General features: G+C 70.8%; 14 protein-coding genes, 1 rRNA gene and 1 pseudogene. 5 read left to right on the plus strand and 11 right to left on the minus strand.

All coding sequences use genetic code 11. The features are described 5' to 3' along the window. Positions 1 to 169: 169 nt before the first annotated feature. Positions 170 to 1,696 (minus strand): 16S ribosomal RNA (locus tag KI385_RS07295). A 616-nt stretch (positions 1,697 to 2,312) separates the two neighbouring features. Between KI385_RS07295 and KI385_RS07300 the strand changes: the two genes are divergently transcribed. Both KI385_RS07300 and ptsP read left to right on the plus strand, forming a co-directional pair. Further along, the gene (locus tag KI385_RS07300; protein ID WP_128511012.1) at positions 2,313 to 2,762 is read left to right on the plus strand and encodes a PTS sugar transporter subunit IIA; all 450 of its coding nucleotides are present in this window, start codon (positions 2,313 to 2,315) and stop codon (positions 2,760 to 2,762) included. A gap of 75 nt (positions 2,763 to 2,837) precedes the next feature. Beyond that, a complete protein-coding gene (ptsP, locus tag KI385_RS07305) occupies positions 2,838 to 4,508 on the plus strand; it encodes a phosphoenolpyruvate--protein phosphotransferase (RefSeq protein WP_238571395.1) in 1,671 nt (556 codons plus the stop codon). Between the two features lie 123 nt (positions 4,509 to 4,631). Here ptsP and KI385_RS07310 read toward each other — a convergent pair whose 3' ends face one another. Next, entirely contained in the window at positions 4,632 to 5,561 is a 930-nt protein-coding gene (locus KI385_RS07310; protein ID WP_238571396.1) for a hypothetical protein, read from the minus strand. Between the two features lie 133 nt (positions 5,562 to 5,694). Next, complete coding sequence (locus tag KI385_RS07315; protein ID WP_238571397.1) at positions 5,695 to 7,728, minus strand: acetoacetate--CoA ligase; 2,034 nt, start codon at positions 7,726 to 7,728, stop codon at positions 5,695 to 5,697. A gap of 320 nt (positions 7,729 to 8,048) precedes the next feature. On the opposite strand from KI385_RS07315, the gene KI385_RS07320 reads away from it, so the two are divergent. Next, positions 8,049 to 10,454: a glycoside hydrolase family 31 protein gene (locus KI385_RS07320; protein ID WP_238571398.1), complete on the plus strand. Its 2,406-nt coding sequence runs from the start codon at positions 8,049 to 8,051 to the stop codon at positions 10,452 to 10,454. A 54-nt stretch (positions 10,455 to 10,508) separates the two neighbouring features. Continuing rightward, positions 10,509 to 11,312 (plus strand): M15 family metallopeptidase, encoded by an 804-nt coding sequence (locus KI385_RS07325; protein WP_238571399.1) that lies wholly within the window; start codon positions 10,509 to 10,511, stop codon positions 11,310 to 11,312. Here the strand turns inward: KI385_RS07325 and KI385_RS07330 are convergent. The 8 genes from KI385_RS07330 to KI385_RS07365 all read right to left on the minus strand — a co-directional run bounded on the left by KI385_RS07330 (position 11,263) and on the right by KI385_RS07365 (position 20,009). Beyond that, positions 11,263 to 12,594, minus strand: coding sequence for an adenylosuccinate synthetase (locus KI385_RS07330; RefSeq protein ID WP_238571400.1), 1,332 nt, complete (start codon positions 12,592 to 12,594; stop codon positions 11,263 to 11,265). The two genes, KI385_RS07325 and KI385_RS07330, sit on opposite strands and share 50 nt — an antisense overlap. A gap of 34 nt (positions 12,595 to 12,628) precedes the next feature. After that, positions 12,629 to 13,627 carry a hypothetical protein gene (locus KI385_RS07335; protein WP_238571401.1) on the minus strand — a complete coding sequence of 333 codons (999 nt, stop codon included), beginning with the start codon at positions 13,625 to 13,627 and terminating at the stop codon, positions 12,629 to 12,631. Positions 13,628 to 13,707: 80 nt separating this feature from the next. Further along, positions 13,708 to 14,757, minus strand: coding sequence for a molecular chaperone DnaJ (locus KI385_RS07340; protein WP_238571402.1), 1,050 nt, complete (start codon positions 14,755 to 14,757; stop codon positions 13,708 to 13,710). Then, on the minus strand, positions 14,754 to 15,650 hold the full coding sequence (locus tag KI385_RS07345; protein ID WP_238577599.1) for an NUDIX hydrolase: 897 nt from the start codon (positions 15,648 to 15,650) through the stop codon (positions 14,754 to 14,756). The genes KI385_RS07340 and KI385_RS07345 overlap by 4 nt, the downstream gene beginning before the upstream one ends. A 282-nt stretch (positions 15,651 to 15,932) precedes the next feature. After that, entirely contained in the window at positions 15,933 to 16,745 is an 813-nt protein-coding gene (locus KI385_RS07350; RefSeq protein ID WP_238571403.1) for an ABC transporter permease, read from the minus strand. Between the two features lie 23 nt (positions 16,746 to 16,768). After that, a complete protein-coding gene (locus tag KI385_RS07355) occupies positions 16,769 to 17,608 on the minus strand; it encodes an ABC transporter permease (protein WP_238571404.1) in 840 nt (279 codons plus the stop codon). Between the two features lie 22 nt (positions 17,609 to 17,630). Further along, positions 17,631 to 18,809: an ABC transporter substrate-binding protein gene (locus tag KI385_RS07360; protein ID WP_238571405.1), complete on the minus strand. Its 1,179-nt coding sequence runs from the start codon at positions 18,807 to 18,809 to the stop codon at positions 17,631 to 17,633. Positions 18,810 to 18,926: 117 nt separating this feature from the next. After that, complete coding sequence (locus KI385_RS07365) at positions 18,927 to 20,009, minus strand: ABC transporter ATP-binding protein (protein WP_238571406.1); 1,083 nt, start codon at positions 20,007 to 20,009, stop codon at positions 18,927 to 18,929. Between the two features lie 114 nt (positions 20,010 to 20,123). Between KI385_RS07365 and KI385_RS07370 the strand changes: the two are divergent. After that, positions 20,124 to 20,558 (plus strand): annotated as a pseudogene (locus tag KI385_RS07370) (Zn-ribbon domain-containing OB-fold protein); the annotation flags it as partial. Positions 20,559 to 20,729 lie beyond the last annotated feature (171 nt).

Genomic DNA, 20,729 nt, shown 5'->3' on the forward strand with positions numbered 1-20,729 from the left:
CGTGCCCGACCCACTCCATCAATCCCCACGTTCCACGCCGAAGCAGTACTAGTGACAACCAACCAAGTGCGCCGAATAGTCAACGTTCCACCCATGAGCAACCAGCATCAGACATTCGCTGATGTACTGGCCTCTGACCAAGCCAGGCTTGGTAAGAAGTGCTCCTTAGAAAGGAGGTGATCCAGCCGCACCTTCCGGTACGGCTACCTTGTTACGACTTCGTCCCAATCGCCAGTCCCACCTTCGACGATTCCCTCCCACAAGGGGTTGGGCCACCGGCTTCGGGTGTTACCGACTTTCGTGACGTGACGGGCGGTGTGTACAAGGCCCGGGAACGTATTCACCGCAGCAATGCTGATCTGCGATTACTAGCAACTCCGACTTCATGGGGTCGAGTTGCAGACCCCAATCCGAACTGAGACCGGCTTTTTGAGATTCGCTCCACCTCGCGGTATCGCAGCTCATTGTACCGGCCATTGTAGCACGTGTGCAGCCCAAGACATAAGGGGCATGATGACTTGACGTCGTCCCCACCTTCCTCCGAGTTGACCCCGGCAGTCTCCTGTGAGTCCCCATCACCCCGAAGGGCATGCTGGCAACACAGAACAAGGGTTGCGCTCGTTGCGGGACTTAACCCAACATCTCACGACACGAGCTGACGACAGCCATGCACCACCTGTACACCGACCACAAGGGGGACCCTGTCTCCAGGGTTTTCCGGTGTATGTCAAGCCTTGGTAAGGTTCTTCGCGTTGCGTCGAATTAAGCCACATGCTCCGCTGCTTGTGCGGGCCCCCGTCAATTCCTTTGAGTTTTAGCCTTGCGGCCGTACTCCCCAGGCGGGGAACTTAATGCGTTAGCTGCGGCACGGACGACGTGGAATGTCGCCCACACCTAGTTCCCAACGTTTACGGCGTGGACTACCAGGGTATCTAATCCTGTTCGCTCCCCACGCTTTCGCTCCTCAGCGTCAGTATCGGCCCAGAGATCCGCCTTCGCCACCGGTGTTCCTCCTGATATCTGCGCATTTCACCGCTACACCAGGAATTCCGATCTCCCCTACCGAACTCTAGCCTGCCCGTATCGAATGCAGACCCGGGGTTAAGCCCCGGGCTTTCACATCCGACGTGACAAGCCGCCTACGAGCTCTTTACGCCCAATAATTCCGGACAACGCTTGCGCCCTACGTATTACCGCGGCTGCTGGCACGTAGTTAGCCGGCGCTTCTTCTGCAGGTACCGTCACTCTCGCTTCTTCCCTGCTGAAAGAGGTTTACAACCCGAAGGCCGTCATCCCTCACGCGGCGTCGCTGCATCAGGCTTTCGCCCATTGTGCAATATTCCCCACTGCTGCCTCCCGTAGGAGTCTGGGCCGTGTCTCAGTCCCAGTGTGGCCGGTCGCCCTCTCAGGCCGGCTACCCGTCGTCGCCTTGGTAGGCCATCACCCCACCAACAAGCTGATAGGCCGCGGGCTCATCCTTCACCGCCGGAGCTTTCCACACACAGACCATGCGGTCGTGTGTCATATCCGGTATTAGACCCCGTTTCCAGGGCTTGTCCCAGAGTGAAGGGCAGATTGCCCACGTGTTACTCACCCGTTCGCCACTAATCCACCCCGAAAGGCTTCATCGTTCGACTTGCATGTGTTAAGCACGCCGCCAGCGTTCGTCCTGAGCCAGGATCAAACTCTCCGTGAATGTTTTCCCGGCTGCGTTTAATTAAAAACTGCGGGTGACACTCGCGTTGAGCGGAACGAGTGGGCGGAATAAGCCCTCTCGTTCACAGCGTCCTCGCTGTGTGTTGCCTACCGGCACATAGTGTCGATAGGACTTTCAAAGGAACATCATCCGCCGGATGCTTCCGGCTGGACGGGGTATCAACATATCTGGCGTTGACTTTTGGCACGCTGTTGAGTTCTCAAGGAACGGACGCTTCCTTTGGATTCCCTCTCGGGCTTCCTCCGGGCGCTTCCCTTCGGTGTTTCACACTCTATCAGGCCTTTTCGGGCTTTCGAACCGCCGCTTTTCTGCAGGCATGCAGAAGCGCTCAATTCTTGAGTCTCGATCAAGACGCTGAGGAGTGCCGCCCACCTCAACCGGCCGCAGTTGATTGCGTCCTGGCTGTCTGGGGCAGGTCTCAGACAGTACAGCCCTGCTGTGGGCGAGGCAAATCGATTCGGCGGGACTCGCGGTGTGCAACCAGCGTCTGTCATGCGGAACCGTCAGTTCTTATGACTTACGCTTCTGAACGGTGCGCCGTCCAGGACAGGTAGTGACGGCGGCCTGATGAATCTCCACCCCTGGGAGGCTTCCCATGACCACCGTGACGTCCCCTCTTGCCGGACGCGCCATCGGACTCGCGGCAGTGCCCGACCCGGTGTTCTCCGGAGCGATGGTGGGTCCCGGTACCGCCATCGACCCGGTTCGTGAACCGTCGGCCGCCGTCTCGCCCGTGGACGGTGTTCTTGTATCGCTGCACCCGCATGCGTTCGTCGTCGTCGACTCCGAGGGGCACGGCGTGCTCACCCACCTCGGTATCGACACCGTTCAGCTCAACGGCGAGGGCTTCGAGCTGCTCGTGAACAAGGGCGACACCGTCACCCGCGGCCAGGAGGTCGTGCGCTGGAACCCGGCCGCGGTCGAGGAGGCCGGTAAGTCGCCGGTGTGCCCGGTCGTCGCGCTGGAGGCCACCGCGGACTCGCTCGGCGATGTGCGTGAGGACGGCGACGTCAAGGCGGGCGACTCGCTCTTCTCCTGGCAGTAGCCGGGTGCCGTCGCGGACGGCAGATAGACATCCACCGCGGCGGTGCGGCCGTCGCATTAACCGGAGACGGGTGCAATGGAGACAACGCTGCGAGGCGTCGGGGTGAGCCACGGTGTGGCCATAGGCGAGGTGCGGCACATGGGGACGGCGGTTCTCGAGCCGCCGGCCAAGCGGATTCCGGCGGACGAGGCGGAGCGCGAACAGGGGCGTGCCCGCCAGGCCGTGGAAGCTGTCGCTGCCGACCTCATAGCCCGCGGAAATCTGGCGGGCGGCGAGGCGCAGGCCGTGCTGGAGGCCCAGGCGCTGATGGCGCAGGACCCCGAGCTGATGGCGGATGTCGACCGGCGGATCGCCGTCGGCAGCACCGCCGAGCGCGCGGTGTACGACGCGTTCGCCGCCTACCGGGCGCTGCTTGCGGGCGCAGGTGAGTACCTCGCGGGCCGGGTCGCCGACCTCGATGATGTGCGCAACCGGATCGTCGCCCGGCTGCTGGGTGTGCCGATGCCGGGTGTGCCGGACAGCGACGAGCCGTATGTGCTGATCGCGCGGGATCTGGCGCCGGCCGACACCGCGCTGCTGGACCCGACGCTGGTGCTCGGGTTCGTGACCGAGGAGGGCGGGCCGACCAGCCACAGCGCGATTCTTGCGCGGGCGCTGGGTGTGCCGGCCGTCGTCGCGCTTCCCGGCGCGGGTGAGCTGGTCGAGGGCACCGTGATCGCCGTCGACGGCAGCACCGGTGAGATCTTCGTCGAGCCGAGCGCGGAGAAGCGCGTGGAGATGGAGAAGGCGGCTGCGGAGCGGAAGGCGGCGCTGGCCTCTTCGTCCGGTCCCGGTGCCACCTCCGACGGGCACAAGGTGCCGCTGCTGGCGAATGTCGGCGGTCCCGGTGATGTGGCCGCGGCGGTCGAGGCGGGTGCGGAGGGCGTCGGTCTCTTCCGGACCGAGTTCCTGTTCCTGGACGACAGCAAGCAGGCGCCGTCCGAGGAGAAGCAGGTCGAGGCGTACCGGAAGGTGCTGGAGGCGTTTCCCGAGGGGCGCGTGGTCGTGCGCGTGCTGGACGCCGGTGCGGACAAGCCGCTGGACTTCCTGACGCCGGCCGATGAGCCGAACCCCGCGCTGGGCGTGCGGGGGCTGCGTACGCTGCTCGACCACCCCGATGTGCTGCGTACCCAGCTCACCGCGCTGGCGAAGGCGGCCGAGGGGCTGCCGGTCTACCTCGAGGTCATGGCGCCGATGGTGGCGGACCGGATCGACGCCAAGGCGTTCGCGGACGCGTGCCGGGAGGCCGGGCTGCGGGCGAAGTTCGGCGCGATGGTGGAGATTCCGTCCGCGGCTCTTCGGGCGCGGTCGATTCTGCAGGAGGTCGAGTTCCTTTCTCTGGGGACCAATGACCTGGCGCAGTACACCTTCGCCGCCGACCGTCAGGTGGGCGCCGTGTCGCGTCTGCAGGACCCGTGGCAGCCGGCGCTGCTGGATCTCGTCGCGGCTTCGGCCGAGGCCGCGAAGGCCGAGGGCAAGAGCTGTGGTGTCTGTGGTGAGGCGGCCTCGGATCCGCTGCTGGCGTGTGTGCTGACGGGGCTCGGTGTCACCAGCCTTTCGATGGGCGCGGCGTCGATTCCCTATGTGCGGGCGACGCTGGCCAAGCACACGCTGGCGCAGTGCGAGCGTGCGGCGGCCGCGGCGCGTGCCGCGGACACCGCCGACGATGCGCGGGCGGCCGCGCAGGTGGTGCTCTCCGGGGAGTGATTCCGTGCGGCGCGGTGCGTCGCAGGAGTGTGATGGCCGTCCCGCCCTTGTGGCGGGGCGGCCCTTTTGTGTGCGGCTGTGCGCGCCTCTTGGCGTGCGCCTTTGTGTGTGCCGCTGCCCGGGTCAGCGGTGGCGGTGGGTGTCGGGCGGGGGTGTGAGGGGGAGGCCGGGGGCGTAGTCGACGCGGTGCTCGGGTGGGATCGGTTCGCCTGTGTCGGCGTCGGTGCAGTAGGCGGTGAAGACCTCGGCGGCGGTGAGGGGGCGTGGCCAGGAGTCGCGCAGGGACCAGCCGCGGACCGTGTCATGGGTGGTGTCGCCGGTGGCGTCGTGGCCGGCGGGGTCGGGGGTGGTGCGGGAGACGATGCCGCCGGGGGTACACAGGGCGAAGCCGGCGGCCAGGACCGTGCAGAACAGCAGGGTTTCGGATTCGGCGAGCCCGGGGCGGGCGCCGTCGCGGGCGGTGGCGTGCAGGGTCGCCAGGAGGGACGGCTCTCCTGCCGCGACGGAGCAGACGAGGTGGTGGGTGCCACCGCCGAGGGATGCGAGGAGTTGTCGGAGGGCTTGGGTGGCGCGGGCGAAGGCGGCGCGTGCCAGGTCTTCGCCACACTCCTCGCAGGTGCCGGCGCGGGCCAGGAGGGCGGAGGCGTGGTCCCAGGTCGCCCGGCGGTCGGATTCCTCGACGAGTAAGGGGAGCAGCTGGCTGAGCGGCTGGCCCTCGTACGTCAAGGTGGCGCCGGTGCAGGCGAGTTCCGCGGTGTAGCGGGTGCGGCTGGCGGGGTGGTCGGGGTCGAGGACGCGGTCCGCGCAGTATTTCTCGTAGGCGACCGGGTCGAAGAGGCTGAGGGTCGTGAGCACGCCCTGGGAGGCGAGGGTGCGCAGCAGGGCCTCCATCTGCTGGAGGTAGCTGTTGTGGTCGTCGAACGGGAAGGTGCGGTAGCGGCGCATGGCGGTGAAGTCCTGCTCGTCGGCCAGGACGGCGGCGGTGCTGGGGACTTCGCGGCGCAGACTGCGGCGGGCGGCGGACCGGTCGGTGTGCCGGGATGTGGCGGTCATGATTCCCCCTGAGTGAGCTGCGTGCGGGGATCGCACGTCACTTGTCACTGAGAGTAATCGGGGGGTCTGACAATGGCGGCCCGGCGCCGGACCGGAGCCCGTTCGGGCCTTGGCGGTCCGGCGCCGGCCCGGCCTACTGCGCGCTGTCGTCGGCCGCGCGGTCGCGGGCCACCTGCTCGTAGAAGCGGAGCAGTTCGAGGTTGTCGACGGAGCCGGGGTTGACGGCCTTGTCCAGCGGGGTGCCCTGCAGGAGGCGTTTGACGGGGACCTCGATGCGCTTGCCGGTGAGGGTGTGCGGTACGCCGGGCGCCTCGATGATGTCGTCGGGGACGTGGCGGGGCGAGAGCTGTTCCCGGATGGTCCGTTTGACGCGGTCGCGCAGGGCGTCGTCGAGGGTGGCGCCGGGGGCGAGGTGGACGAAGAGCGGCATCCAGTAGCCGCCGTCGGGGAGTTCCAGGCCGATGACGAGGGATTCGCGGATCTCGGGGAGTCGTTCGACGGCCTCGTAGATGTCGGCGGAGCCCATCCGGACGCCCTGGCGGTTGAGGGTGGAGTCGGAGCGGCCGTGGATGATGACGCTGCCGCGGGAGGTGACGGTGATCCAGTCGCCGTGCCGCCAGACGCCGGGGTACATGTCGAAGTAGCTGTCGTGGTAGCGGGCGCCGTCGGGGTCGTTCCAGAAGCGGGTGGGCATGGACGGCATGGGGTTGGTGACGACGAGCTCGCCGACCTCGTCGATGACGGGCTTGCCCTGGGGGTCCCAGGCCTGTAGGTCGGTGCCGAGGCAGGGGGCCTGGAGTTCGCCGATGTGGACGGGGAGGGTGGGGACGGCGCCGGCGAAGCAGCTGCAGACGTCGGTGCCGCCGCTGACGGACGCCGTCCACAGGTCGGCGCCGCTCTCCGCGAAGGAGTCGTGCAGCCAGCGGAAGCCGTCCGGCGGGAGCGGGGAGCCGGTGGTGGCGACGCAGGTGATGGCGGAGAGGTCGAGGTCGCGGGCGGGGTGGATCCCGGCCTTGCGGCAGGCCATGACGTAGGCGGCGGAGGTGCCGAAGACGGTGGCGCGGGTGGTTTCGGCGACCCGCCATTGGGCGGCGATGTCGGGGTGGCCGGGGCTGCCGTCGTAGAGCACGATCGTGGAGCCCACCAGGAGGCCGGCGACGAGGAAGTTCCACATCATCCAGCCGGTGGAGGTGTACCAGAAGAACCGGTCGTCGGGGCCGAGGTCGCAGTGCAGGCCGGTCTGCTTGAGGTGTTCGAGCAGGATGCCGCCCTGGGACTGGACGATGGCCTTGGGCAGGCCGGTGGTGCCGGAGGAGTACAGGACCCACAGCGGGTGGTCGAAGGGGACCTGTTCGAAGACCGGTTCGGTGTCGTTGGTGGTCAGGTCCGACCAGTTCAGGGCGCCTTCGGGGGCGGGGGTGCCGAGCAGCGGGATGTGGACGACGGCGCGCAGGGTGGGAAGTTCGGCGCGGAGTTCGCGGACGGTGTCGCGGCGGTCGTGTTCCTTGCCGCCGTAGCGGTAGCCGTCGACGGTGAACAGGACGACCGGTTCGATCTGCTGGAAGCGGTCCAGCACGCTGCGGGCGCCGAAGTCGGGGGCGCAGGAGGTCCATACGCCGCCGACCGCGGCGGTGGCCAGGAGGGCGACGACGGCCTGCGGGATGTTGGGGACATAGCCGCTGACACGGTCGCCGGGGCGGACGCCGAGGCGGCGGAGTTCGGCGGCCAGCGAGCCGACCTGGGCGCGCAGATCCGTCCAGGTGACGGGGGTGGGTTCGTGGGACTCGTCGACGTACAGCAGCGCGGGGGTGTCGGCGCGGGCCGGGTCCTCGGCGGCGCGCAGGGCGTGCTCGGCGTAGTTGAGGGTGGCGCCGGGGAACCAGCGGGCGCCGGGCATCGCGCGGTCGGCGAGGACGGTCTCGTACGGGGTGGCGAAGCGGACGTCGAACCATTCGGCGGTGGCCTGCCAGAAGATGGGCAGCTCGTCGACGGACCAGCGGTGCAGGTCGGTGTAGCTCGCGGCAGGGTCGCCGGGGGTGGGGGCGGGCGCGCCGTGGTGGGCGGCCGCCCAGGTGTGGAAACGGGTGACCTGTGCGCCGGCGATCCGGTCCGGGCCTGGCTGCCAGAGGGGTTCGGGCCGGTGTGCGGAGTGCGGTGCGGTGGTCATGATGCGGCTCCCGGGCGGTACACGTCGTCGGCGTCGGGCGCGCACGGCGGTGGGGGTCCCCCGGCCTGACGTGTGCGCGTGACACGGCTTGCCTGGACGATGCCATGTGATCGACTTGTGCACCAGGGTGGGCTCCCCACATTCGGGGGGTGGCGGATGTGGTGGGGCCATGTGACGCGGGCCGGTGGCCTGGGCTGCGGCGGGATTCGGCCATGGGACGGCGATCCGCAGGCCATGAGGTGGCCGAGCGTGACCCCGTGCAGGTGAACGGCAGTTGAACGGTGCCCGCACACCCTGGCGTCAATGGCAGGCTGACCGGCATGGACGGGCGTGATCTGGTGCGGTCGGTACGAGTGGTCAGGGCAGTCGGGCCGGCGCAGGGGCTACGGTCCGTGCGTGCGGCGTGGCGGGCGCGGAGGGCGGATGCGCAGGCGCTGCCGCGGCGTGTCGCGGAGCGGGCGCGGGTGCCGGGGGCGGCGCGTGACGCGGAGCCCCAGCCGGGCGGCGGGTTGATCCATTTCGCGCGGTCGTCGCTGCGGGTGCGGGTGGCGGCCGGCGGCGCGGTGTTCTGCGGCTGGGACGGTGCCGGGCCGGAGCCGTCGTACGCGCTGGCCGGGGCGTGTCCCGAAGTGGATGCGCGGGCGGTGCTGGAGCCCGATACGGAGGGCGGCTGGCGGGTGGTCTCCGAGCGGGTGATGGTGGCGGTGTCCCGGCACGGCGCGGTGGAGGTGCGGACGCCCGGAGGGATGGTGCTGCGGCGGGAGCTGCCGCCGCGGTGGTGGGACCGGATAGACGGGGCCGGCGCGGCGGCCGCGGTCGAGCGCGCCGGGCGGCCCGAGGGGTGCGAGGCGTCGCGGTGGGTACAGCGCTCGGAGGTCGCGGCCGACGCCCGGTTCTTCGGGCTGGGCGGCCGGGCGCACGGGCCGCGGCTGCGGGCGGGTACCTACCGTCTGTGGAACACGGATCCGGGCGGCGCCTTCGAGCCGGGCGACGATCCGCTGTCGCTGACCATGCCGGTGCAGCTGGTGGTGGCGGACGCCGGGACGCATCTGGTCTTCCACGACAATTCCTGGGACGGCCGGGTGGCGCTGCGCGAGGGCGTGGAGGGCGCGGGCTCCGGCCATGACCGGCCGGGCACCTGCGAGGTGCGGATGGACGGCGGGCCGCTGCGCTACTGGGTGCTGGCCGGCACCCCGGCCCGGGTACTGCAGGGCTGGACGGCACTGACCGGTGCACCCGCGCTGCCGCCCCGGTGGGCGCTCGGATATCAGCACGCCCGCTGGGGGTTCGGCGGAGAGGCCGAGGTGCGCCGCGTGGTGGCCGGCTACAAGGAGCGCGAACTGCCGTTGTCGGCCGTCCATTTGGACATCGACCATTTCGACCGGCACCGGGTCTTCACCGTCGACCGGGAGCGGTATCCGGATCTGCCGGGTCTGGCACGGGAGTTGCGTGCGGACGGGGTGCGGCTGGTGTCGATCGTGGATCCGGCGGTGAAGGCGGATCCGGGGGACGCGGTGTACGAGGGTGGGGCGGCGGCGGACGCCTTCGTACGGGACGCGCGGGGGCGGGAGGTGCGCGGGGTGGTGTGGCCGGGTGAGTCGGTCTACCCGGATTTCACCGATGCGCGGGTGCGCAAGTGGTGGGGCGGGCTGTACGCGGAGCGGCTGGCGCAAGGCTTCTCGGGCGTCTGGCACGACATGAACGAACCGGTCTCCTTTGCCCCGTTCGGGGAGTCGACGCTGCCGCGGTCGGCCCGGCATGCGCTGGAGGGGCGGGGCGGCGACCACCGGGAGGCACACAACGTCTACGGGCTGGCGATGGCGCGGGCCGGCTTCGAGGGGCTGTGCGAACTGCGGCCGGACGAACGGCCGTTCCTGTTCTCCCGTTCGGGCTGGGCGGGGATGCAGCGGTACGGGGGCACCTGGTCGGGGGACGTGGCGACCGGCTGGCCGGGGCTGCGGGCTTCGCTGTCACTGGTGCTGGGGCTGGGGCTGTGCGGGGTGCCGTACAGCGGTCCCGATGTCGGCGGGTTCTCCGCCGAGCCGTCCCGCGAGCTGTATCTGCGGTGGTTCCAGCTGGGCGCCCATCTCCCGCTGTTCCGTACACATTCGGCGATCTGGGCGGGGCGGCGGGAGCCGTGGGAGTACGGGATCGAGGTGCTCGGGCATGCCCGTACGGCGCTGCGCGAACGGCAGCGGCTGCTGCCGTACTTCGGCACGCTGGGCCAGTTGGCGCGGCTGACCGGGGCTCCGTATGTGCGGCCGGTGTGGTGGAGTTCGCCGAGGGACCGGGCGCTGCGGGACTGCGAGGACGCCTTTTTGCTGGGGGATGCGCTGCTGGTCGCACCCGTACTGGAGGGGGGCGTGACCCGGCGGCCGGTGCGGCTGCCGCGCGGGCGGTGGTACGACACCGCGACCGGGCGGGCATACGACGGTCCCGGGCAGGTGTGGGTGGATGCGCCGCTGTCGCGGATTCCGGTGCTGGCGCGGGCCGGTGCGGTGCTGCCGGTGGCGGGGGCGGACGGCGGGACGGAGCTGGAGGTGTGGGCGCCGGTGGCCGGGCGCGGGGGCAGCGGTCTGGTGGTGCCGGATGCCGGGGACGGCTGGCAGCGGCCGACCGTGGAGCGCTTCACCTCGCGGCGGGAGGGCGGCCGGGTGGTCGTGGAGCGTCGGGACGGGGGCGCGGTGGGGTATCCGGTGCGGGTGCGGGGGCTGGAGGGCGAGTAGCGGGGCCCGGTGGGGGTCTTCCCCTCCGCGTGCCGCGCCTGGTAGACGAGGGCCATGCCGAGACTCGCTGCCATGCTGCGCGGCCTGGCCGTCGCTGCCGCCGCCCTGATGACCGTCACCACGCTGCCGTCGAGCGCACAGGCGGGCACCGCTCAGCGGCCGGTGCCCGCGTCCAAGGCGCCGAAGGAGTTCGTCGCGCTGCGCGCGGTGGATCCCACGATCATCCAGGAGATGCGCTACTACACGCCGCACAACTTCATGGGCGTACCGGTGGACGGCTACCGCAGGCCGAAGTGCCTTCTGACGCGGGATGCCGCGAACGCGCTGCACCGTGCCCAGCTCTCGTTCCTGAAGCGGGGGTTCTCGCTCAAGGTGTACGACTGCTACCGGCCGCAACGCGCCGTGGATCATTTCGTCCGGTGGGCCAAGGACCTGGACGACCAGCGGATGAAGGCCGAGTTCTATCCGCAGGAGGACAAGACGAAGCTGTTCGACGACGGCTATATCGCCGCCAAGTCCGGTCACAGCAGGGGCAGTACACTCGATGTGACGCTGGTGCGGCTGCCGGCCGTGCCCACCCGCCCGTATGTGCCGGGTGAGCCGCTGGCACCCTGTTACGGGCCGAGGGCCGAGCGCTTCCCGGACAACTCCCTCGACATGGGGACCGGCTTCGACTGCTTCGACACGCTCGCGCACACCCTCGACCCGCGCATCCACGGGCGGCAGCTGAGGAACCGGCTGCTGCTCAAGAACGGTCTGGAGCGGGCCGGGTTCGTGAATCTCCCGGAGGAGTGGTGGCACTACACCTTCAAGCCGGAGACCTTTCCCGATACCTACTTCGACTTCCCCGTTCGGTGACCGTTCCGGCGACCCGCCGGATGACCTTGTCGGCCGCCGTGGGTCCGTACGACTCCATGAGGACCGGGGCGTTCAGCGCCTGGGCGAGGGCGCCGCTCCAGGCCTGCGGGTCGGCGCCCGGGGACTGCCAGCAGGTGGGACGGGCGGTCAACAGGCGTTCGGTGAGCCGCTGTTGGCGGGACAGGCAGCCGGGCGGCGCGGTGGGGATGCGGTCCAGGAGGCCGTCGGGCGTGCGGTAGGCGTGGGCCATGCGCAGGGTGGCGCCGCGGCGGGCCGGGGCGTCCAGGTGGGTGACGGCGAGGGCGTCCACTCCCCCGCAGACCTCGACGGCGTAGGCATGCGCGACGGCGTCGAAGTGGCCGATGCGGAAGCCTCCTTGCCAGGTGCCGTGGCCGTTGTGGGCCTCGGGGAGGGCGCGCGGCAGCGACGGGTCCTCGGTGACGAGCGGGCCGGGGCCGTGCCGGGTCGTATAGGTCCGTACGACACCCAGGCGCAGCGCGGCGCGGGGCCGGCCGGCCTCGGCGAGGAGGGTTTCGGCGCCGTCGAACGTGGTCGTGGACCAGGTGGTGTAGGGGTGGAAGCCGTGCCACTCGTCCAGGAGGACGCCCTGGGCGCCTTCGAAGACGGCCGGGCCGCGGCGCAGCAGGCGGGGCAGGTGGGTCTCGTCGACGAGGGTGAGGTGGTCGGCGAAGGCGGTGAAGGCGTCCAGGCAGGCGTCGACGGGTGGTGCGTCGAGCGGGCCGACGGCCGCGGTGAGGCGGTCGCGGAGCAGGGTGAGTTTGCGGCGCAGGGTGGTCCGTGAGGTGCAGTCGCCGGCCGTCGGGGCGTCGGCGGGGTGGGCGAGGGCGTAGGCGGCGGTTTCGCCGATGCCCATGCCGCAGGAGCCGTGCCGGGCGGTGCCGCGGGCGCGCTCCCGGGCCCGGTTGGCGGCCGCGTGGTAAGGCGTGGTGAGCCGGGCGCGCCGGTCGACGGTCAGCAGGGCGAGCGGGTCGGGGACGCCGAGCGAGGCGAGATGCCGGGCCTCGGTGGCGAGCGCCAGGGGATCCACCAGCATCAGACGGGAGAGGTGGGTGGGCACACCGCTGAAGGTGCCGGAGCCGAATTGGGCGAAGGTGTGGTGGCGGCCGTCGACGGTGACGACGTTGTGGGCGGCCTGGGCGCCGCCGTTGAAGCGGATCACCGCCGTGACCGGCGCCGCGCCCGGTCGGGGGGCGCAGAGCCGGTCGACGACGGTGCCCTTGCCGGCGTCGCCGTAGCCGAGGTCGACCACGATGGTGTGCACGGACGGGTCCTCTTCCGGTGGAGTTCCTGCGGGGTCAGAGCCGGGTGGTGCCGCCGGCCCCGGTGTCGCCGGTGGCGTCGATCAGCGGCGCCGAGGAGCGGGCGACGGTGCCGTGCTCGCGGCCGAGGGTGGCCAGCGCCTTGCCGACGCTCTCGCCCGCGTCGGAGCCGATGTCGGCGAGATCGTCGAGTCCGGCGGCGAGGTCGATGGCTTCCTCGCCGAGGCCGATGGTCAGGGCGAGGGTTTCGCAGACGGCGCCGAGGTCGTCGAGTTCGATGACGTTCTGGCCGAGCAGCTTGCGCCAGGTGCCCAGGACGGCGGTGTTGCCGACGTGGGTGGCACCGGCCGGGACGATGAAGTAGACATCGAACTTCTGCCGCACCTCGGCGAGGATCGTGGTGAGGGGGATGTCCTCGGTGAGGTGGTCGCCGAAGACCGCGCGGACCTCGCGGGCCTTGACCTTGCCGTACGGCATCTCGTCGCCGATGAGGAAGAGGTAGCCGCGGCGGCCGCGCTGCTCGTGGCAGTCGATGCTGGTGTGGCGCGCCATGGCGTACAGGGCGAGTTCGTAGGACTCGGTCATCTGACCGCCTCCGCCGCCCTCCAGGAGGATGTTGCCGAGATCGTCGTCCATGCGGTTGTCGGACTCGAACTGGCCGAGCTGGAGCGGCACCCGGTCGCAGGTGGCGTCGCCGACGGCGCCGAAGAGGATCTGCGGATGTGCGACGTACCCCTTGCGCAGCAGCAGGCCGAACAGCTCGGGGAGTTTGGTCTGCAGGACCCGCGGCACCGAGCGCATGGATCCGGTCACATCGAAGATGACGGAGATCGCCAGCGAGGTGGGGTGTTCGTCGGAGTCGCGGCTCTCGCGGGTGGTCAGCCCCTTGGGGTCGAGCGAGGCGTGCGCCGTCCAGGTGTGGCGCGGGGAGGAGGCGGTGGTGCGGTCGCTGTAGTCGAAGGCGCTGGTGCCGGCGGCGGCGCGGTAGTTCGCCGCGGCGCCGTAGACGTTGGTGGACCAGGTTCCGCTGCCCATGGTGAATCCCCCTGAGTTGTTGACCGGTTGCGTGGTTGGGTGGTGTCCGGCGCCCTGTGGTGGAGAGCGCGCGGTGTGGCTTACGGATGCCGCGCGGGCATCGTGAACGGCCGGAAGGTGCGGGGGCCGTAGAGGTCGTCGAGGAGTTGGTCCAGCTCGGCCAGCAGCCGCCAGGCGTCGTGCGGCCGGCGGGCCTGCGCGCGCAGGGTGCAGCCGCGCAGGAACGCCCGCATCGGCTGCGGGGTGCGCTCCCCCATGACGGCGGCCATGGTGCGGGAGGCGAGGTGGATGTCGGTGGCCTCGGTCGCCGGGCAACGGCCGGTGACCTCGGGCGGATAGGCGTCCCGGTGGCGTTCGACGAGCGCGGGGACGCGGTCGCCGAGGGGCGTGCTGTAGCACCAGTCGACGAGGACCAGGCCGTGCAGCTCGGGGTGGATGAGGAGGTGTTCGGGGAGTACGGCGCCGTGTACCCGGCCGGCCCGGTGTGCCCAGCCGAGGGCCACCAGGAGCCTGCGCCACATCCAGGCGGCGTCGCGCGGGTCGAGTCCGTCCGGGTAGGCCGCGTGAACCTCCGCGAGGGAGTGGAATCCGGCCAGGGGTACGAGGGCGTTGACGCGGCGTTCGATGCCGGTGTCCGGTGCGCGGTGGCGGAAGGACTCCAGCAGGCGGGGCGCATAGCCTCGGTGGCGGCGCTCGCCGTGCCGTGCCAGCCGGTTCAGCGCCTGGGCCTCGCGCTCCAGGAGGTCGTTGTCGCCGGCCGTGCGCGGGATCTTCAGCAGGGCGTCGTGCCGGGTGCCGTCCTGCTCGTACGTCGCCGCACGGAGCACCGCGAGATCGCCGGTGGCTGTTGTGGCGCCGAGGGTGTACGTACGGCGGCGGGTGGTCAGGGTCGGGTGGGCGGTGGCGGTGCGCTGCCGCCAGAGGGTGCCCAGGCGGGTGAACTCGGCTTCTGCGCCCGGACGTTCGGCCGTCGGTGCGGTGTCGGGGTGCAGCAGCCGGGCGAGTCTGCGGTAGGTCCCGGCGGCCTCGGAGTCGTCGGCGGGGAAGAGGTCCGCGGGCCGGCGGGCGGCGGCCAGCGCGGTGCGGGCGGCGGCGCGGGTGCGCGGGGCGTCCGCGGCCGTGGTGGTCATCGCACGCTCTCCTCCCGGTCGGGGCGCAGCAGCGCCGGGTGCAGCAGGCGGGCGTCGCCCGCACGGTAGAGGCGGGCGCGCGGGCCGCCGCGGGCTCCCCCACGGGCCGCGGTCGCGCCGGTGGATTCGACGAATCCGGGGACGGAGAGCACCTTGCGGTGGAAGTTCCCGGCGTGCAGCGGGCTGCCCCAGATGGATTCGTAGACGCGGCGGAGTTCGACGATGGTGAATTCCTCGCCGAGGAAGGCCGTGGCCAGCGGGGTGTACTCGATCTTTGCGCGGGCGCGGTCGAGTCCGTCGGCGACGATCCGGGCGTGGTCGAAGGCGAGCGGGAGCGGGGTTTTGGGAGCGGGCTCCCCCGCCGGCGGTGCATCGGCTGCGGGCCGGGGCACGGAATCACCCCCGTCGATCCCGTGCCCCGGACCCTGTTCTGGGGGACGCGGCCGGGCCGCGTCCGGTTCGCCGTCGGCCTGCGAAGTGTCCCCGTCCGCCGCCGGTTCCGCCGTACGGCCGTCCCGAAGGGCGCCGAGATCGATCCCGGTGACCGGGATCCAGGCCGCGGACGAGGCGTCGCCGCCGCCCCGCGCCTCGGGGAGGTCGGGCGCGAAGGCGAGGTAGGCGACCGTGACGACGGGCATCCGCGGGTCGCGGCCGGGATCGCCGTACGAGCCGAGCTGTTCGAGGTGGACGCGCTCCAATTGCGTGGCGTCCAGCCCGGTCTCCTCGGCGAGTTCGCGGGCGGCGGCCTCGTCGAGCGATTCCCGGCCGGCGCGGACGAATCCGCCGGGGAGCGCCCAGGCGCCCTGGAAGGGGCGGCCGCCGCGCTCGACGAGCAGGATGTGCAGGATGCCCGCGCGCAGGGTCAGCGCGACGATGTCGACGGTCACGGCGATGGCGGGGAAGTCACGCGGGTCGTAGGCCGCGAGGAATGCGCTGTCGCCGCCCTCGTCGGCGGTATCGCTCCCGTTGCCCTGCCGGTCCGTGTCCACGACCGCCACCTCCGCTCGTCATTCTCACTCTGAGTCTTTCTCGGAACGAGAACAACATAGCACCGGGTGCGGACGACGTCCAAGGAAAAAGCGGGAGTTGACGCTCCGACGGGCAGGCGGGCAGGCGGGCAGGCGGGCAGGCGGGCAGGCGGGCAGGCGGGCAGCTGAGCGTCGCCGGCGCTGTGCTCAGAGCCGGCCGCCGGCCGGGTCCGAGGAGAGGCGCTGGGCGACGTGGACAGGGAGGACCGACAGGCCGATCAGTACCGCGGCGACGACATCGACGACCGGTGCCTGGTGGGGGCGGGCCAGATTCTCGTAGATCCAGATCGGCAGTGTCCTGGTGCCCGCGCCCGCCGTGAAGGTGGTCACCACGACCTCGTCGAAGGAGAGCGCAAAGGCCAGCAGCGCACCGGCGAACAGGGCCGGGCGCAGCGCCGGGAAGGTGACGTACCGCAGGGTCTGCCATGGGCGGGCGCCCAGGTCGGCGGAGGCCTCGGCCAGCGAGGGCGCGATGCGGCGGAGCCGGGCTGCGACATTGTTGAAGACGATGACGACGCAGAAGGTCGCATGGCCGACGACGACGGTGAACAGGCCGAAGCCGATGCCCAGTGGCTCAAGAACGGGGCGGAACGCGGCGTTGAGGGCGATGCCGGTGACGATGCCGGGCAGCGCGATCGGCAGCACGATCAGGAACGAGACGGTCTGCCGGCCGAAGAAGCGGTGGCGGTGCACGGCGAAGGCGGCGAGCGAGCCGAGGACCAGGGCGATGGCGGTGGCGCCCAGGCCGGCCCGCAACGAGGTCCACAGCGCGTCGCGGGCGCCCGCGCTGTGCACGGCGCGGCTCCACCACTCGCCGGTCAGCCCGCTGGGCGGCCAGGCGAACGAGCGGTCGGCATTGAGGGAGTTGAGCACCACCAGAAGCAGCGGAAGGTAGATCAGGGCCAGGCCGGCGGCCGTCACACAGCCGAGCACGATGCGGGCGGTGCGCGTGAGATGCATCCGGCTGCCTCCTCGGGGACCGGTCAGAGCGAGTCGAGCGCGCCGGCCCGGCGGACGGCGGCGAGATAGCAGACGATCAGGGCGACGGGGACGGCGGAGAGCGCCGCGGCCAGCGGCAGATCGAGGGTGACCTGGGAGGCGATGACATTGCCCATGAGCTGGGTGCGGCCGCCGACGATCTGCACGGTGAGGTAGTCACCGAGGCTGAGCGAGAAGGTGAAGACGGAGCCCGCCAGGATCGCCGGGCGCACGGCGGGGGCGACGACGGAGCGCAGGGTGCGTACGGTGCCCGCGCCGAGGTCGGCGGAGGCCTCCAGCTGGTGGGCGGGCAGCCGCTCCAGGGCCGCGTACAGCGGCAGGATCATGTACGGCAGCCAGAGGTAGGCCAGCACGATGACCACGGCGGTCGCGCCGTATCCGGGTCCGCGCAGGCCCAGCGGGGCGAGCGCCGCATTCACGAGGCCGTGTTCGCCGAGCATCACCCGCCAGGCGTACGCCTTGACGAGATAGCCGGCCCACAGCGGGGTGAGCACGGCCACCAGCAGGGCGCGGCGCAGCCGGCCCCGCGCCACCCGCGCCATGAAGAACGCCATCGGCAGCGCGAGTACGGCGTCGAGGAGGGTGACGGCGACGGCGATACCGAGGGTGCGCAGGGCGACGGTGCGGTAGACGGGGGTGGTGAGGATGTCCCGGAAGTTGTCGGTGGTCCAGGTGCGGACCACGTCGGAGGTGAAGGGGTCGGTCGTCCAGAAGGCGGAGAGCAGGAGGATGGCGAGGGAGCCGAGATAGGCGAGGACCAGCCACAGGAGGGGCGGGGCGAGCAGCGCCGCGAGCCGGCCGCGCGCGCCCGGCTCGCGGCTCATGACGGGCACCGGTTCCGCGCGCTCAGCCCTTGATCTCCGTCCAGGCACGGGTCCATTCCGCGTAGTCGGTGCATGTGACGCCCTTACGGCCGTCGAGGCACTGCGGGACGGGGGTGGTCCAGAAGTGGACGCGGCGGTAGTAGCTCTCGTCGTCGGCGTGGTAGACCGCGCAGTGCCGGGGGTCGGCGGTTTCCTTGCAGGCCTTGGCGTTGGCAGGGGCCTCGCCGAAGTACTCGGCGACCTGGGCGTTCACCTTCGGGGAGACGATCCAGTTGAGCCACTTGTAGGCGCAGTTGGGGTGGGCGGCCTTGGCGGAGACCATCCAGGTGTCGGACCAGCCGGTCGCCCCTTCCTTGGGGAGGACGGCCTTGACCGGGGCCTTTTCCGCGATGGCGGTATTGGCGATGACCTGCCAGGTGGTGCCGATGACGCTGTCGCCACCCTTGAAGGCGGTGACTTCCTTCTGGTAGTCGCTCCAGTATTCGCCGATGTGCTGCCGCTGCTTCTTCAACAGGGTGACGGCGGCGGCGAGTTGCTTGCCGTCCAGGGCGTAGGGGTCCTTGATACCGAGCGCCGGCCGGGTCTTCATCAGATAGAGGGCGGCGTCGGCGATGTAGATGGGCGAGTCATAGGCGGTGACCTTGCTCGAGTACTTCGCCGCGCTGTCGAAGACGGCCTTCCAGGAGTCGGGGGCCGGCGAGACCTTGTCGGTGCGGTACATCAGCAGATTGGCGCCGCGGCCGTGCGGAATGCCGTACATCTTCCCGTCCTTGGAATTGAACGGGCGCATCTTCAGGCCGCTGAAGACCTCGCGGTAGTTCGGGACCAGGCGGGTGTTGACGGGCACCACGTCCTTGGCGGCGATCAGCCGCAGGGTGGCGTCACCGGACGCGGATACGGTGTCGTACTGGCCGGTCTTCATCAGCGAGACCATCTCGTCGGAGGTCCCGGCGATCTTGGTGTTGACCTGGCAGTCGGTCTGCTTCTCGAAGGGGTGCACCCAGTCGGCCTTGGGGTCGTTGGAGCCGTCCTCGGCGTATCCGGCCCAGGCGATGATGTCGACCCGGCCCTCGCCCTTGCCGACGGACTTCTGCTCCGCGGCTCCCCCGCCGTCCGGGCCCCCGCCGCCGGAGCCGCAGGCGACGGCCGGCAGCAGGACACCGGCCGCCACGGCGGCCTTCCACTGATTCGCGTTGCGCATGGTGAGCTCCCCTGTCGCACACGGCTGTCGAGCCCCGCCAGTATCCGGAAGCAGACCCTCTGCCACCAGAGCGCATCCTCGATCGAATGCGCCCGGTTGCGCGAAACCGACGGCTCGTCAGCCGGGGACCGCGAAGGCGTCGTTGACGTTCCACAGGAGATGGACGGCGCCGATACGGGCCGCTTCCGGCAGCCCCGCCGAGTTCAGCCGCAGTACGGTGAGCCGGTCGTCGCCCGCGTCGAGCCGGATCACGAACCGGGTGTGGGCGCCGGCGTGCGCGATCTCGGTGATCCGGCCGGCCACGCACCGCTCCCCCGGCCCCGGCGCGCCGTCCGGGCCTTCCGCGCCTTCCGGAGCGGCGATCCTGATCCGTTCGGGGCGGATGCTGTACGTCCCCGGGGCGCCGACCACGCGGACCGCGGCCTGGTCGCGCAGCAGATTGGTGGTGCCGACGAAACCCGCGACGAAGGCGGTGGCCGGCCGGTCGTAGATCTCCAGCGGCGAGCCGATCTGCGCGATGCGGCCGCGGTCGAGAACGGCGAGACGGTCACTGAGGGTCAGTGCCTCCTCCTGGTCGTGGGTGACGAGGAGGAAGGTGACGCCGGTGGCGCGCTGGATGCGGGTGAGCTCGCGCTGCATCTCCTGGCGCAGCTGGAGGTCGAGGGCACCGAGGGGCTCGTCGAGCAGCAGCAGACCCGGGTCGTCGATCAGCGCGCGGGCCAGGGCGACGCGTTGACGCTGGCCGCCGGAGAGCTGGGCCGGTCGGCGTGGGCCGTAGTCGTCGAGCCGTACGGTGCGCAGCGCCTCGCGGGCGCGGGCGAGGCGTTCAGGTTTACGTACCCCGCGCACGGTCAGGGCGTAGGCGACATTCTGCTCGACGGTCATATGGGGGAAGAGCGCGTAGTCCTGGAAGACGGTGTGGACATCGCGGCGGCTGGGCGGGAGTGCGGTGACATCGCGGCCGGCGAGTTCGATACGGCCCGCGGTGGGCCGCTCGAAGCCGGCGATCAGACGCAGCAGGGTGGTCTTCCCGGAGCCGGACGGCCCGAGGAGGGAGAAGAATTCCCCTTCCTGGAGCGTGAGTTCGGCTCCTTCGACGGCGCGTACCGCACCGAAGTCCTTGCTGACGGCGGTCAGCCGTACGGCGGGGGCGGCGCCCGTACGGGCGGGCCGGGCGTCGGTGCGGGCGGCTTCGGTCACGGGTGCTCCCCCTCGTGAACGGCTTGATCGCGCCGGTGACTGTACCGGGGTTCCGCGCCGAGCGGCAGCGTGCCACACTTCTGACGTTCCGTCAGTTCTGCGTGGGGAGGGGCCGTGGCACGTACGCGCAAACCGGTGGTTCCGGGGTGGTTCGATCTGGACGCGACGGACTTCCGGCTGCTGGGGACCCGGTGCCGGGCCTGCGGCGCGGTGTTCTTCCCCCGCGAGGACACCTACTGCCGCAACCCCGCGTGTACGAGCGACGACCTGGCGGAGGTGCCGCTGTCCCGGCGCGGCACGGTCTGGTCGTACACCGACGCGCGCTATCGCCCGCCCGCCCCCTACATCTCCGATCCGGACGCCGCGTGGCAGCCGTACACCCTGGTCGCCGTGGAACTGGCGGCGGAACGGATGGTGGTCCTCGGCCAGGCCGCGCCCGGCGTCGGCGTCGCGGATCTCACGGTGGGCACGGAGGTCGAGCTGGTGCCCGGGGTGCTGAACGAGGATGACGGGCATACGTGGATGACGTGGCGCTGGAGGGTGGTGGGAGGTGGCGGGGCCGCGTCGCTGGGACAAGGCACCTCCGGAGCGGTGCCCGCGTCACCGTATCCGCCCGTCCCCGAGGCGGCACCCGCGTCACCGCATCCGCCCGTCCCCGAAGCGGCACCCACATCACCACATCCGCCCGTCCCCGAAGCGGCACCCACATCACCACATCCG

It is taken from the genome of Streptomyces inhibens (assembly GCF_022221585.1).
Taxonomy (GTDB): Bacteria; Actinomycetota; Actinomycetes; order Streptomycetales; family Streptomycetaceae; genus Streptomyces; species Streptomyces inhibens.

Coding starts and splice junctions, on each gene's coding strand:
- KI385_RS07310 (WP_238571396.1), bottom strand. CDS start 5,561: ATGACCGCCACATCCCGGCACACCGACCGGTCCGCCGCCCGCCGCAGT.
- KI385_RS07335 (WP_238571401.1), bottom strand. CDS start 13,627: ATGGGCAGCGGAACCTGGTCCACCAACGTCTACGGCGCCGCGGCGAAC.
- KI385_RS07300 (WP_128511012.1), top strand. CDS start 2,313: ATGACCACCGTGACGTCCCCTCTTGCCGGACGCGCCATCGGACTCGCG.
- KI385_RS07350 (WP_238571403.1), bottom strand. CDS start 16,745: ATGCATCTCACGCGCACCGCCCGCATCGTGCTCGGCTGTGTGACGGCC.
- KI385_RS07360 (WP_238571405.1), bottom strand. CDS start 18,809: ATGCGCAACGCGAATCAGTGGAAGGCCGCCGTGGCGGCCGGTGTCCTG.
- KI385_RS07325 (WP_238571399.1), top strand. CDS start 10,509: ATGCCGAGACTCGCTGCCATGCTGCGCGGCCTGGCCGTCGCTGCCGCC.
- KI385_RS07355 (WP_238571404.1), bottom strand. CDS start 17,608: ATGAGCCGCGAGCCGGGCGCGCGCGGCCGGCTCGCGGCGCTGCTCGCC.
- ptsP (WP_238571395.1), top strand. CDS start 2,838: ATGGAGACAACGCTGCGAGGCGTCGGGGTGAGCCACGGTGTGGCCATA.
- KI385_RS07320 (WP_238571398.1), top strand. CDS start 8,049: ATGGACGGGCGTGATCTGGTGCGGTCGGTACGAGTGGTCAGGGCAGTC.
- KI385_RS07340 (WP_238571402.1), bottom strand. CDS start 14,757: ATGACCACCACGGCCGCGGACGCCCCGCGCACCCGCGCCGCCGCCCGC.
- KI385_RS07315 (WP_238571397.1), bottom strand. CDS start 7,728: ATGACCACCGCACCGCACTCCGCACACCGGCCCGAACCCCTCTGGCAG.